The organism is Pseudomonas fjordensis, assembly GCF_976987115.1.
Window position 1 is genome coordinate 5876120 of record NZ_OZ336860.1, and the last position, 14027, is coordinate 5890146.

General features: G+C 55.2%; 13 protein-coding genes. 11 read left to right on the forward strand and 2 right to left on the reverse strand.

The annotated features are described in order from the left end of the window. The first annotated feature begins 1 nt into the window (after nt 1). From ACWHXD_RS26880 to ACWHXD_RS26925, 10 genes are all read left to right on the forward strand, one after another. Nucleotides 2–1177 carry an AAA family ATPase gene (locus ACWHXD_RS26880; protein WP_225570514.1) on the forward strand — a complete coding sequence of 392 codons (1176 nt, stop codon included), beginning with the start codon at nt 2–4 and terminating at the stop codon, nt 1175–1177. Continuing rightward, complete coding sequence (locus tag ACWHXD_RS26885) at nt 1177–1311, forward strand: hypothetical protein (protein ID WP_499084862.1); 135 nt, start codon at nt 1177–1179, stop codon at nt 1309–1311. Before ACWHXD_RS26880 ends, ACWHXD_RS26885 begins: the two co-directional genes overlap by 1 nt. Beyond that, nucleotides 1308–4409, forward strand: a complete 3102-nt coding sequence (locus ACWHXD_RS26890) for a type I restriction endonuclease subunit R (protein WP_225570513.1) — start codon at nt 1308–1310, stop codon at nt 4407–4409. Before ACWHXD_RS26885 ends, ACWHXD_RS26890 begins: the two co-directional genes overlap by 4 nt. 986 nt (nt 4410–5395) lie before the next feature. Beyond that, on the forward strand, nt 5396–6916 hold the full coding sequence (gene istA / locus ACWHXD_RS26895) for an IS21 family transposase (RefSeq protein ID WP_081273177.1): 1521 nt from the start codon (nt 5396–5398) through the stop codon (nt 6914–6916). Beyond that, complete coding sequence (istB, locus tag ACWHXD_RS26900; RefSeq protein WP_064491510.1) at nt 6913–7653, forward strand: IS21-like element helper ATPase IstB; 741 nt, start codon at nt 6913–6915, stop codon at nt 7651–7653. The genes istA and istB overlap by 4 nt, the downstream gene beginning before the upstream one ends. Nucleotides 7654–7905: 252 nt before the next feature. Beyond that, entirely contained in the window at nt 7906–9306 is a 1401-nt protein-coding gene (locus ACWHXD_RS26905) for a YfjI family protein (protein WP_225570512.1), read from the forward strand. Then, nucleotides 9290–9649, forward strand: coding sequence for a hypothetical protein (locus tag ACWHXD_RS26910; protein WP_225570511.1), 360 nt, complete (start codon nt 9290–9292; stop codon nt 9647–9649). The genes ACWHXD_RS26905 and ACWHXD_RS26910 overlap by 17 nt, the downstream gene beginning before the upstream one ends. Next, on the forward strand, nt 9627–10607 hold the full coding sequence (locus tag ACWHXD_RS26915) for an integrase domain-containing protein (RefSeq protein ID WP_225570560.1): 981 nt from the start codon (nt 9627–9629) through the stop codon (nt 10605–10607). Before ACWHXD_RS26910 ends, ACWHXD_RS26915 begins: the two co-directional genes overlap by 23 nt. Continuing rightward, complete coding sequence (locus tag ACWHXD_RS26920; protein ID WP_225570510.1) at nt 10604–10900, forward strand: hypothetical protein; 297 nt, start codon at nt 10604–10606, stop codon at nt 10898–10900. Before ACWHXD_RS26915 ends, ACWHXD_RS26920 begins: the two co-directional genes overlap by 4 nt. Nucleotides 10901–10918: 18 nt before the next feature. Then, nucleotides 10919–11182, forward strand: a complete 264-nt coding sequence (locus ACWHXD_RS26925) for a hypothetical protein (RefSeq protein WP_225570509.1) — start codon at nt 10919–10921, stop codon at nt 11180–11182. A gap of 61 nt (nt 11183–11243) precedes the next feature. Here ACWHXD_RS26925 and ACWHXD_RS26930 read toward each other — a convergent pair whose 3' ends face one another. After that, nucleotides 11244–11669, reverse strand: a complete 426-nt coding sequence (locus tag ACWHXD_RS26930) for an ester cyclase (RefSeq protein WP_225570508.1) — start codon at nt 11667–11669, stop codon at nt 11244–11246. 238 nt (nt 11670–11907) lie between these two features. On the opposite strand from ACWHXD_RS26930, the gene ACWHXD_RS26935 reads away from it, so the two are divergent. Next, nucleotides 11908–12858 (forward strand): LysR family transcriptional regulator, encoded by a 951-nt coding sequence (locus tag ACWHXD_RS26935; protein WP_225570507.1) that lies wholly within the window; start codon nt 11908–11910, stop codon nt 12856–12858. 628 nt (nt 12859–13486) lie between these two features. Here ACWHXD_RS26935 and ACWHXD_RS26940 read toward each other — a convergent pair. Further along, nucleotides 13487–14008: a DMT family transporter gene (locus tag ACWHXD_RS26940; protein WP_134326122.1), complete on the reverse strand. Its 522-nt coding sequence runs from the start codon at nt 14006–14008 to the stop codon at nt 13487–13489. Between the last annotated feature and the right edge of the window lie 19 nt (nt 14009–14027).

A 14027-nucleotide genomic window follows, 5' to 3' on the forward strand; every position in this document is an offset into this window, starting at 1 on the left:
CATGGGTAAGTCGCTAACCGAAATTGCCAAAGAACTGAAAGACATCAAGAAGAAGGTACAGCTAATTTATGCCTTCAACGGTACTGGCAAGACGCGTCTGTCGCGGGAGTTCAAGAAGTTAATTGCACCAAAAGCGGATGCCAATGAAGACGTTGATACGTTGGATCAACCTGGATTGTCACGCAACAAAATTCTCTATTACAGCGCTTTTACCGAAGATTTGTTCTATTGGGACAACGACCTGGCCGATGATGCTGAACCCAAGCTGAAAATCCAGCCCAACACCTTTACGGATTGGGTGTTGATGGATCAGGGGAAAGATCAGAACATCATTACGACCTTTCAGCGCTATACCAATGACAAGCTCACGCCACGGTTCAATGCAGAGCGAAAAGAGCAAGACAAGGACGGCAACGAGTTTACCGTCAGAGCGTTCTCGGAAGTCACGTTCTCGATGGAGCGTGGCGATACGACGAATTCGGGAAACTTAAAAATTTCCAAGGGTGAAGAAAGTAACTTTATCTGGAGTATTTTCTACACACTGCTTGAGCAGGTGATTGACGTGCTCAATGTTGCTGAACCGGCTGATCGCGAGACCGATGAATTCAATCAGCTGGAATATGTGTTCATTGATGATCCGGTCAGCTCTCTGGATGAGAACCACCTGATTCAACTGGCGGTAAACTTGGGGCAACTGATCAACTCTAGTGAGTCGAGCGTCAAATTCATCGTGTCTACTCACAACGCGCTTTTTTACAACGTGCTTTACAATGAGGTTGGTGCCAAGAGCGGTTACATTCTCAGCGTTTTGGATGATGGCACATTTGTGCATGAAGAGAAGAAGGGCGATTCAAATAAAAGCTTTTCTTATCACCTGCACATTAAAACGCTTATCGAGCAAGCGGTCGCTACAAATAGCGTGGAGCGCTACCATTTTGCGCTACTCCGTAATTTGTATGAAAAAACCGCCAACTTTCTGGGCTATCAAAGATGGTCTGAGCTGTTGCCGGAGGATAAAAAGGCTTATGCTGCCCGAGTGATGAATTTCTACCCTCACAACACCTTGTCCAACGAAGAGATCGCAGAGCCGACATCGCCCGAAAAAGAGATGGTTAGCCTACTGCTTGCTAGGCTGAACACCTACGGCTACTTGCAGCAGAATAAAGAAAACGGTTAATGAGCATATTTTCCCGGCTGGCATCTGGAACAGAATCCGCTTCCGAGTGTGAAAAACTCAACTCGCAACAGCTCATCGATTCCGATTTAGACCACGAAGTGAAAGCTGCTGCAAAAAGGGACACGCAAGAATGAGCGACTACAAAGCCATTGCCGAATTGAACAACTTCATCGTTCTGGAGCAATACAAAAAGGAATGGTCGATTGCCGAGAGCTATCAGAGCGAAGGCGATTTGGAGCGTGAGTTCATTGAGGACCTGACGAAACAGGGCTATGAATACCTGACCACCCTGAAGACGCCCCAAGCCCTTCTGGCCAACGTGCGCGTGCAACTACAAACGCTCAACAACGCGCAGTTTTCCGACAGAGAGTGGCAGCGCTTCGTCGAAACCTGGCTGGACAAGCCCAGCGATGGCATCGTCGAGAAAACCCGGAAGATTCACGACGACTACATTCATGACTTCGTCTTTGACGATGGCCGTATCCAAAATATCTACCTGCTGGACAATAAAAACGTCCTACGCAACAGCGTGCAGGTGATCAAGCAGTTCGAGCAAACCGGCAGCCTCGCCAATCGCTACGACGTGACGATTCTGGTCAATGGCTTGCCGATGGTGCAGGTGGAATTGAAGAAGCGCGGCGTAGCGATTCGTGAGGCCTTCAATCAGGTGCACCGCTACAGCAAGGAAAGCTTCAACAGCGTTAATTCCTTGTTCAAATACCTGCAACTATTCGTGATCTCCAACGGCACCGACAGCCGTTACTTTGCCAATACCACACAACGTAACAAGAACAGCTTCGACTTCACCATGAATTGGGCGAAGGCGGATAACAGCCTGATCAAGGATCTGAAAGACTTCACCGCCACTTTTTTCCAGAAAGACACCCTGCTGAAAGTGCTGCTGCGCTATTCGGTCTTCGACACCAGCAACACGCTGCTGGTGATGCGCCCATACCAGATCGCCGCCACGGAGCGCATTTTGTGGAAGATCAACTGCGCGTTTCAGGCCAAGAAGTGGAGCACGCGCGAAGGCGGGGGCTTCATCTGGCACACCACCGGCTCCGGCAAGACGCTGACCAGCTTCAAGGCTGCTCGCCTGGCCACCGAGTTGGAGTTCATCGAAAAGGTGTTCTTCGTGGTGGACCGCAAGGATCTGGATTACCAGACCATGAAGGAGTACCAGCGCTTTTCCCCGGAAAGCGTGAACGGTTCGGAAAGCACGGCGGGCCTGAAGCGTAACCTGGACAAGGACGACAACAAGATTGTCGTCACCACCATCCAGAAGCTCAACAACCTGATGAAGAGCGAACCCGACCTGCCCATTTACGGCAAGCAGGTGGTCTTCATTTTCGACGAGTGCCACCGCAGCCAGTTTGGTGAGGCGCAGAAGAACCTGAAGAGGAAGTTCAAGAAGCTCTATCAGTTCGGCTTTACCGGAACGCCGATCATTGCAGGCCATAACGCGCTAGGTGCGGAAGATACGGCAAGCGTGTTTGGCCGTGACTTGCACTCGTACGTGATCACCGATGCGATTCGCGATGAAAAGGTGCTCAAGTTCAAGGTCGATTACAACGATGTGCGGCCACAGTTCAAGGCCATTGAAACCGAACAGGATGAGACAAAATTCAGCGCGGCGGAGAACAGGCAGGCCTTTTTGCACCCCGAGCGTATCCGCGAGATCACACAGTACATCCTGAACAGTTTCCAGCAGAAAACCCACCGCCTGCAAGCGGGCAATAAGGGCTTCAACGCTATGTTCGCGGTCAGCAGCGTGGAAGCCGCCAAGCTCTACTATGAATCTTTCAGGGAGCTGCAGAAGGGCAGGGAAAAGCCTTTGCGAGTGGCCACTATCTTCTCGTTCGCTGCCAACGAGGAGCAGGCTGTGGTCGGCGAGATCGAGGACGAAAGTTTCGATGTTTCTGCCATGAGTAGCACCGCCAAAGAGTTCTTGAACGCGGCCATTGCGGACTACAACGCGCTGTTCAAAACTAACTTCAGCGTGGACAGCAACGGCTTTCAGAACTACTACCGCGATCTGGCCAAACAAGTCAAAGCCAGGGAAGTTGATCTGTTAATCGTGGTGGGCATGTTCCTCACCGGTTTCGATGCCCCGACTCTCAACACGCTGTTCGTCGACAAGAACCTGCGCTATCACGGCCTGATACAGGCCTATTCGCGTACCAACCGGATTTTCGATGCGACCAAGACCTTCGGTAACATCGTGACCTTCCGCGATCTGGAACAGGCGACCATCGACGCCATCACCTTGTTCGGCAACAGCAATACCCGAAACGTGGTGCTGGAGAAGAGCTACAAGGAGTACATGGAGGGCTTTACCGATGTTCTGACAGGTGAGGCACGGCGTGGTTTTGTGGCGGTTGTTACAGAGTTGGAACAACGTTTCCCCGACCCTGCGGCGATTGAAAAAGAGTGTGACAAAAAGGCCTTTGCCAAGCTGTTTGGCGAGTATTTGCGCGTTGAGAACGTGCTGCAAAACTACGATGAATTCGCCAGTCTGAAGGCATTGCAAACCTTGGATATGAACGATTCGGCAGCAGTCGAAGCGTTCAAGGCTCAGCATTATTTAAAGGATGAAGACCTTGTCGCGCTGCAAGCGATCAAGATGCCGGCGGAGCGGAAAATCCAGGATTATCGTTCGACCTATAACGATGTGCGCGACTGGTTGCGCCGGGAAAGAGCGGGCGCTGAAAAGGAAAAATCCACCATTGATTGGGATGACGTGGTCTTTGAAGTGGATCTGCTCAAATCGCAGGAAATTAATCTGGATTACATTTTGGAGCTGATCTTCGAGCACAACAAGAAGACCAAGAGCAAGTCGGATCTAGTGGATGAGGTGCGCCGGGTGATTCGTGCCAGCTTGGGTAATCGCGCCAAAGAAGGCTTGCTGGTGGATTTCGTCAATCAGACCAATTTGGATCAGATTGGCGATAAGGCAAGCGTGATCGACATCTTCTTCAGCTTTGCTCAAGTGGAACAGCAACGTGAGGCTGCCGAGCTGATAGACAGCGAGAACCTCAACGCCGACGCGGCCAGACGCTATATCACTACCTCACTGAAACGGGAGTTTGCCAGTGACAATGGCACCGAGCTCAATGCTGTGCTGCCTAAGATGAGTCCGCTGAATCCGCAATACCTGTCTAAAAAGCAGAACGTCTTCCAGAAAATCTCTGTTTTTGTTGAGAAGTTTAAGGGCGTGGGTGGGTCGGTTTAATTACCCACCATTCGCCCGGAATCCTTCAAGATATTCGTGTGGCCAAGCGCGGCCCCGTGTATTCACCTGACGCTCGACTCGAGCGGATGTCAGTCGATATGGCCTCAGATTCGTCTGCTTTTGGCCGTTCCCGCCGGTCGTCACTACGGCGTGTGCTGGTCAGGTCGAATGCAATTCGACTGGTCAGTGACAATGCAAATGGTCAAGTCCATGCAATTACGCAGGCTCACATTAAAAACCGACGAACGACCACCCAGCCATGGAAGGCCACCGGCTTCCAAGGTCTTCCAGTGCTACCGGTTGGCGCAACAGCCGCCCCCAAAATACTGTTGACCGCGAGCAGAACGAGCGCTAAACCAGAACTGTACCAGCGCTGTCCTCGACAGCACCCAGGTAGCCAGAACCTTTGAGGCTACGCCACATCGTGGTGGTTCTCCCCAAGTGCGATTAGCGTCCGGCGGCTCGCACGGTCACAGCGATGTGATGGATGCCACTTCTTCCAGAATGCCCACTGCGGCAACTCATGCCCCCTCCTGGCTGCTCTGCAGCAACTTATCCGCTTGGCTATTTCTTGCGCCAACCTTTTGCCCGTCTCTTTGCCCCCTAAAGAGACGGGCGCATATCACACTGCTGCAGCCCTGCTCGCACGGGCCTTTGCGGCTTTCCCCCTCGTGACAATCGGCGTGACAAACACCGAATGCTCACTCGCCACAGCGATGCCGATGATGGTGCCGCAGCCCACGGAATGGACTGCACCTGACTGACAGTCAGGCATGCCCTAGTCATCGCTTCGCTGCCTTCACCTGACTCAGGATCTCGCGGCACCGGCTTCGTCAGCCAGTGCAGCCTCCACCTGTTAATGGCCAATTAAACTGACCCACCTCTGGCCAACAATTTTGACCCACCCATAGTGGCATTGGCCACCGACCATGTAGCGTCACCCGCCTTATGCACAGGCCGGGGACAGATCATTGAAGGAGTGGGTTGTGATTCACAAGATCAAGGGGTTGTATGACCAGGGCCGAGGCCTGTCGGTCCGTGCCATCAGTCGTGAGCTGGGGATTTCCCGGAACACCGTACGCAAGTATCTCCACCTGGATGAGATGCAGATCAGCGCTACCATTGCTGACCCTTCACGCACCAAGGTGCTCGACGAGCACCGCGATTATCTGATTAATCAGTTGGGTCAGTTTCCAGCCCTGAGCGCAGTCAAGCTGGCCCGTCGCCTGAGGGAGCGCACCACCGAGCTGGCGGTGTCAGACCGGAGCATTCGCCGCTATGTGCAAGCGCTCAAGCAGCAGGTTGCCAGTGGCCAGTTGCGCTATTACGAGCCGGTCGTTGAGTCAGTGCCTGGCGTGCAGTGTCAGGTCGACCCCGGTGAGCTGCGAGGCGTCATGATTGGCGGCCTGGAGCGTGTCGTTCATTTTGTGGTGTTTGTGCTGTCCTGTTCACGGCTGATGTATGTCGGTCTGAACTTCCGGCCGCTGGATACCGAACGGTTTATCCAGATGCACGACGAGGCCTTCCGCTACTTCGGCGGCGTCACCGAGGAGTGCATCTACGATCAGACCAAGATGGTGGTGATCAACGAGCAGTACCGTGAGCTGACGCTGAACCAGCGCTTCCACCAGTATGCGACTACCGTCGGGTACCGCATCCATGCCTGCGAGGGCTATGACCCGGAGAGCAAGGGCAAGGTGGAGGCCGGGGTCAAGTACGTCAAGCGTGACTGCTTCTACGGCGAGCACTTCCAGGACGAGGCCGCCGTCCGACAGCACCTGAATGATTGGCTCGAGACTGTCGCCAACGCACGCGTGCACGGCACGACGGGGCAGCATCCAAGAGCGCATTTCGAGGCACTGGAGCGTAGTCAGCTCAAGCCCTATCTCGTCCCGCAGAACCTGCTGCACGTGGCGCCGACAAGGGAGACCCGCAAGGTCGACAAGACCGGCTTGATCTCATGGCAGGCCAACAAGTACTCGGTACCCATGGCCTGGCAGCAAGCCCGTGTCGGTGTCAGCGCACAGGACAACCAGTTGCTGATCCATGACCTGGAGAGCGGTGAACTCATAGCCACCCATGACCTGTGCAAGGCCAAGGGCCGGATGATCAAGAACAACAACCATTACCGAGACCATGCCCAGCGCATTACCGACCTGGAGCGCGGCATCGACTCGATCCTGCCCGATGCCCTTGGGGCAACCCTGTGCCAACTGCTCAAGCGTACTTCGCCGCGTATCTACAAGGATCAGCTGGTTGCTGCACGCGACCTGCTCATGGCCCATGCGCCGGTTGATACGGCGTTGCTCGGCGAGTTGTGCGAGCGCAGTGAACTGACCGCCACCGGGCTCAAGCGCTACCTCGAAGCATGGCAGCAAGCCAAGGCGCGGGGCCGGATCATCGGCGACCATGACTATGCGCCAGAGGCCGGTAGCCAGGTTAGTCACGCCGACCTGAACGCTTATGCCCGCATTGGCCAGTCGACTGGCCACGGGGTGACCCAATGAGCCTGCTCGACAGCACTATCGCGCAGTACCGAAGCCTGCGCCTCAGCGCGACCGCGGGTGAGCTGGCCACCCTGCTGGCCAGAGCCGAAGCCAATGAACTGTCCTACCTGAGCTTCGCCCAGTCACTGGTCGAGCATGAGCTTAACGCCCGCTCCAGTAGCCGCGTAAGCCGCAACCTCAAGCAGGCGCAGTTCCCCTCGGAGAAGCATCTGGAGGCCTTCGATTACCGGCACCAGACCACCATCACCAAGCGCCAGGTCAGCACCTTGCTGGACTTCAGCTTTATCGACAACCGCGACAACCTGGTGTTCATCGGACCACCGGGTGTGGGCAAGACCCACTTGGCCATTGGGATTGGCCACAAGGCGGTTCAGGCGGGCTACAAGGTGCTGTTCCGCACGGCTCTGGCGTTGGTCGAGGATCTGGAGCTGGCGGAAATGAAGGGCGAGCTGAAGAAGCGCCTTAATCAGCTGAGCAAATACGACGTGCTGATCATCGATGAGCTGGGCTACCTGCCGATGACGCGCCAAGCCCGGTACAACCTGTTCCAGTTAATCAACAACCTGTACGAGTACCGCTCGGTCATCCTGACCACCAACAAGGACTTCACCAGCTGGGGCGAGTTCTTCCATGACGACAACGTGGCCGTGCCCATCATCGACCGCGTGATCCACCATTCACACATCTTTATGCTGGGAGGTGAGAGCTATCGTTTGAAGCAGAAAACCGGCGGTTAGCGGTGAGCAAGTGGGTCAATTCTATTGGCCAAAAGTGGGTCAAAATTAATGGCCATTGACACCACCCGCCCACTTCTACGGAAGTGTTCAGGAGGCCAGATCATGAGATGCCCAAGCTCCCGGCCGTAAGGAGCCGTCAGTCCTGCGTGAGTGGACAAACCTCACAGGTCGCAGGGGCCTTGATCCCTGATAACACTCAACAACCGTGGCGGGATGAGTGAGGACGAAGTCGATAATCTCAGGAGAATTTCGATGCAACTGTGCGAAGCGTTCGAGCCCCCACAACCATTGCTGGAGTACCAGCAGGCGCCACTGCCCTACCCGGTCGAAGCACTCGGGGATCTGTTGGGCCCTGCGGTCGAGCGATTGGCCGAGGTGATCGGCGTGCCCTGCGCCATGGCTGCACAGTCGGTGCTGGCTACCACTGCCTTGGTGAGCCAGGGCCACGCCAATGCCCAACTCGACGGCCGAACCTATCCGCTGTCCCTCTACCTGCTGACGGTGGCGTCCTCAGGGGATCGCAAAAGCGCGGTGGATCACCTGGCACTGAAGGCGGCACGCGACTGGGAACGACAGCAGTGGACCCTGTACGCGGAAAAGCTCAAAGCCTATCGCGCCGCCACCAGCATCATGGCCAAACCCAAAGCCTCAAAGAAACACGCGGAGGCGGACGGCCGTGAGCTATCCGAGCCGGTACCGCCGAGACTGATCATTGCCGAACCCACCATTGAGGCCCTGGTCAAAAGCCTGTGCCAGGGCTTGCCCAGCATGGGCTTGTTCAATGATGAAGGTGGCCAGTTCTTGGGCAGCAGCACCATGAGCAAAGAGAATCTGCTCAAGGCGATCACCACCTTATCGACATTGTGGGATGGCAGCCCGATCGACCGGGCGCGCTCCATGGCCGGAGAAAGCCTGCGTGCCTATGACCGCCGCCTCAGCCTGCATCTGATGCTGCAGCCCTACTTGGCCAACCAGCTGTTCAAAGACCCGCTGATCAATGGCCAAGGCATCCTCGGCCGCTGCCTGATCTGTTGGCCCGAGCGCCTGGCCGGCCAGCGACTCTACAAGGCGATCGACCTAACCCGAGATGCCAAGGTCCAGCGCTACCAACAACGGATCACCGCCCTGCTGCAAAAGCCCTGGTCGCTTCACAAGGATGGATCACTAAATCCCGTCACGCTGGAACTGACTCCCCGTGCCCGTCGTGCCTGGATCGATATTCACGACACCATCGAGTGCCAGTCTGGCGAGTTCGGCGAGCTGGCCGGCGTCCAGCCTGTCGCGGGCAAAGCCGCGGCGAATGTACTGCGTATCGCGGGCGTGCTGGCCATGGTTGAAGAGGCCAGTGCGCTGGACGAAGCACACATCCAGCGTGCCTCCACGCTGATGGATTACTACCTGGCCGAGATTCAACGCCTGACCGAACAAGAGCCGGTCAATAGCCTACGCGAGGAAGCAGATCGGCTGCTGCGCTGGCTGGTGCAGAAAGGCTGGACCCAGTTCACCGTCCGCGACGTCAATCGCAACGGTCCTCGTTTTGCCCGCAAGAGCGCTGACCATACCGCCTCTTTATTGGTCGTGCTGATCACTTCTCGCTGGCTGAGCAGCCGCGACGGAAAAACTTTCGAGGTCCGCCATGTTCCGCCTCAATGACGCGGTGCGCTGCTACCGGGCGCAACATCAATCGCAACCTGAATCGCGGCGTGTCGCCGCTTCTGTCGCCACCCTGTCGCCACGCGCCAGGCCAGAAACGACGCGGGTTGTCGCCACTGTCGCCGCTGTCGCCACACCACCAATTGACCCTGCCCACCTCGCCCTGCTGATCGAGCAACTGCGTGAGGAAGGGGCACTGCTGCAACACCAGGAGAACGCCCTCCTGATCCGCCCGACACACTGGCAGCAGGTGGACCGGCTCAGCCCCCACTGGAAAGCCCTGCTGCGCTTTCTGCAAACAAATGAAAACGGTGATGATGATGGCTCTAGTCGGTCGGCGTGATGGCCGTAACTTTGGCTATGGCCGTCAGCTGAGCTACGCCGGCCCACAAGCGCTCAAGGATCTGTTTGCCGGCGGCCACTTCGCCACGGTCAAAGCGCATAGCGATCGCTGGCAAGCATTCGTGCGTTGGTGTCGGTCAGAGGACGGCCCCGGTTACAACGATGCGCGCCAGATCGATCGCCGGACGCTGCAAGATTACGCCGCGTATCTGCGCCAGCAGATCCAGCAAGGTGAACTCGGCATCGCTACCGCGCAGAACCGCCTGAGCAGCGTTAACCGCACCCTCGCCGCGCTGCGCGGTGATCAGGACGTGAGGATCGCCAGCCCGAGCCAGGCGTTAGGCCAGCAGCGCTCGAGCGTACGCACCCGCGCACCGGATGGCCAAGACCACCAACAGGTGCGGCGAGTACTCGAGGCACTTGGCGAACAGCAACACGCCCGGGTGGCCGCGATTGTCCTGTTGGCCCGAGCAACCGGTATGCGCCTGCGAGAGGCGATCCTGGCTGACCTGCCACGCTTGCACCGCGAAGCCGAACACTTAGGCCGCATCAACATTCAGGACGGCACCAAAGGCGGTCGTTCAGGGGCTTCAGCGCCGCGATGGATCATGGCCAATGAAGCGGTGAAAGCGGCGCTGCTGTTGGCTCGTAAGGCATCGCCAACCGGCAGCCGCAACTTGCTGGCCCGCGACGAAAGCTACGCCGCATTCCTGCAACAGACCGTGCTCCCCGCGCGCGAAACGCTGCATGAACACGGGCTGAAGGGTTTTCATGAACTGCGAGCGGCCTATGCCTGCGAGCGTTACGAGCAGCTCACGGGGCACACAGCACCGATCAATGGTGGCCACTGCTATTGCATTGACCGCAACCTTGATCAGCAGGCGCGGCAACAGATCAGCCTTGAGCTCGGGCATAACCGGATCGATGTAGTTTCGGCTTACATTGGAGGAAGAGCGTGACTAAGCCCTACAATATGACGCTGTTCCTGAGCGGCGTACTGACCGGCGCGAAGGCCACTCAGCAACGACACCTACGGCAAGCCCGAATCATGCAAGCGGCCATTCAACAGCGATGGCAGCGAGATAGTCCCTGGACCTGGCAGCTCAAGCATATGCGCTGGTTTTTCACTCAGCACCTGAAAGACCACTCCGATGCCACCCGGTATTACTATCGGCTCACCGCTCTATTGGTCTGGAAACGATTAGGGAATGACCAAGAAATGCTGATCGGTCGCTCGAGTAGTCGTAGGTAGGCAGCCTTCCAGTCCCACTTGTCCACCTTCATCTATCTCAGCGCGGACATCCTCGAGCTGATGAACCTGCTCGAAGAACACCACGGAAATGGCAAAAAACGGCCGAGGCTGTGTAAAAACGTTTTTCAGCGCGACAGGCACTCAAAACTGGACTGGAAATCGCGCTTCTACGCGAAATCCACATCTGCTGACGTGCCGATAAATTTCAGATTTAACGTAGATGCGCGCACTTCAATTTTGGCGAAGCGTTTTTACACACTCTGGGCCAATAGCGGCCTCTGACCACCGTGGAGAACATACTTTCACCACGGTGGACTTAGCTCCCTTGGGATTTAACTAAGTGTTACTCGTAACTGATAATTCCGAGTTGCTTTGCCATGAACAGTTCGTTCCGTTCAACGATCTCCTCGACCACTTTACCCTCTTTGTTAAACCGGAAGTACGTCAGGGCCGTCCACGTTAAGCTCTTGCCTTCTACGTCAAAGCCGTGCCATGTATTCGAACCGGTTGCACAGTGTGTCAACGCGACTACAACAACGTCATCTGTAACAACTTCCTTGCTGAACGTAGTTTTAATTGTCTTATATCGCTCGAGAACATTTGCGCTCAAGGCTCGTTTGAAGTTTTCCAAACCACCTATCGGAGCATCGCAGTCCGGTCGATGCACGACCACGTCGACATCGAAATACTCGGAAACTCGCTCAACATCCTTACCATCCACACAGTATTTAAAGTAGTTCTTCACCGTATCTAGATTTTTGACGTTCATACGACACTTACCCCTCTCACATTGATAACAAGCAATAAATCCAACAGCTATTATAAAAGGCCGCCCCACTCAAAGGAGCCGTATCCCAGAGACGTTACATCAATACGAACAAGACCTTTTGCACACTTCGCAAGTGTTTCATTGGAACGGCCCAGCGCGTCAGGCACATTCTAGGAGGGGTTATGGTATTCGTAAATCTAGAATATATTAGATGTGCTATCAGCTAATGGAATACCACATGAGTCTGGAACGGTTGGAAAAATGGGCGACAGTCAGGCATTTCCGCTTGGCGATTGCATTGTTTGAATATGGCAGTGTCTTGCACGCCGCACGCTCGCTGAACCTCTCACAGCCCACGGCGAGCAAGCTATTACAGGATCTGGAGGAGGCTGTAGGGGCTCAGCTCTACACTCGGAATCGTAGGGGGGTTACGCCTACAGAGCTTGGTCGGGACTTTGTGCAGCGCAGCCGGATGATTCTTGCCCAGCTGGATCATGTATCCCAAGCAATCGACGCTCTTGGAAAAGGGCATGCCGGGCGTGTTGCCATAGGAAGCGTGTTAACTGGGTCAAGTTATCTTGTACCTGCAGCCATCGCGCGACTGTGGGCAAGCCGACCAAGCATCCGCATCAAAATAGTCGATGGTGTAAGCGGCGAACTGATACCTCGGCTCATCTCGGGCGAATTGGACTTCTTGATTGGGAGACTTTCCGATGTCAGTTCAAGTGTCGTTGTCGCTCAGGAGGCGCTTTTTAGCGAAAACGCCGTGATCGTTGCGCGCCGTGACCACCCTCTTGCTCAGCAACCAGGGGTTAAACTGGAAGAACTCGCGCGCGAAGCATGGATTCTGCCTCCAATAGAAACTACTTTACGGAAGCAGTTCGATAATATTTTTCATCGAAATGGCATCAATCCACCACATGCAACTATAGAAACAGCATCATTCTTCAATATACTTTGGTTATTAAAACAGACCGATCTTCTTGGAATATTACCTCAATCAGTTATTTCTGACCCCGCACACAGTAAGGAGCTAATTCGCCTCCCGGCTTTCGAACCTCTAATTCTGGAGCAAATCGGTGTTTCCCGACTAGCAGACGCTACATTGTCACCTGCCGCTTCCGCTTTATTGGACGCACTAAGAGAGGTTATGCACAGCACGCCAAAAATGGGGGAATACCTTCTGTGAGAGAAGGAGTTCTAATCGTTGCAATAGCCCATCGTATGGATGGACAACCTTGAGGACAGGCAGAATTCGGCCAATAGTTGCGTGCCCTGAAGGTCTGCTTTGGGTCGAATCTGTTGAAAAAGTCGGCTATGGTTTGCGCAGCAGAAAAGTACGCGTCCGAGATTGAAATCTTTACTTTTGGCAGAGGCTTCCGGACTCGGATTTCACGTAGCAACGTGCAAAAAAGGCGCATTCACCAATCAGTCTTTTGGCAATTTGAGAAAAACGACTTATTCAACAGAATCGGCCAAAAGCAGTTATTCAGATCTATGTGTCTTGCACAAGCAATATTGGCTTTGTGCTTTACGCGAGTAGAACCTGGTCCCTGGAGGGCCGTACAGAACGACAGCATTGGTGCTGGCAAAGGCGCTGATCAACACAGAGCAAGGTGATCAACGGCCGCAGATAATGAAACTACGGCAAACAATTAGGGGACGTCTACCAACGCCTGAGTTTTGATCTCCATGCTCACCTCCCGACTAGTGTGCTAGCCGATGAAGCTGTCGATCCTGTCCGCTTTCGAAAGCGCCGCCGGCGTGCAGCCAAGTCGGATGAAGCACCACTAGCCATAGATCGAGATGTAGCTGCCTTACTGCGGGATGGACCGCTGTACAATGGACTCCTTGGGCTGGGAGGCGGCATTCGCGCTCAAGCCTTGAACAAGGAAGACGCCCCCGAGAATCATCGCGGCGCCTATCAGCTTCAAGAATGTGATGGGTTTCGAGGTAAGCCCCATCAAGCCGAAGTGGTCGATCAAAAGTCCAATGAAGATCTGTCCGACGACGACCAGAATGATAAAGCCGCTGGCGCCCAGCTTTGGCGTTACAACGACCGCGCTGCCGACATAGATCGCCCCCAGGATCCCCCCGATCCATACCCACCAGGCGCCTCGCAAGGCGCGGCCGATATCCGGAGCCTGCACCTTGAGGATGAGCAGCGCAGCGATCACCACGATTGCGCTGATGACAAGGGAGATGAGGGCCGCCCAGAGCGGATGCCCCAAGGCGCGTCCAACTGCCGCGTTGGTGGTTGCCTGAAACGGCAGGACAGCACCGGCGACGAACGCCATGACCATGGGTAGTACGGTAAGAAAGAGCGATTTGCTCAACATTATCTGTGTCTATTCAGGT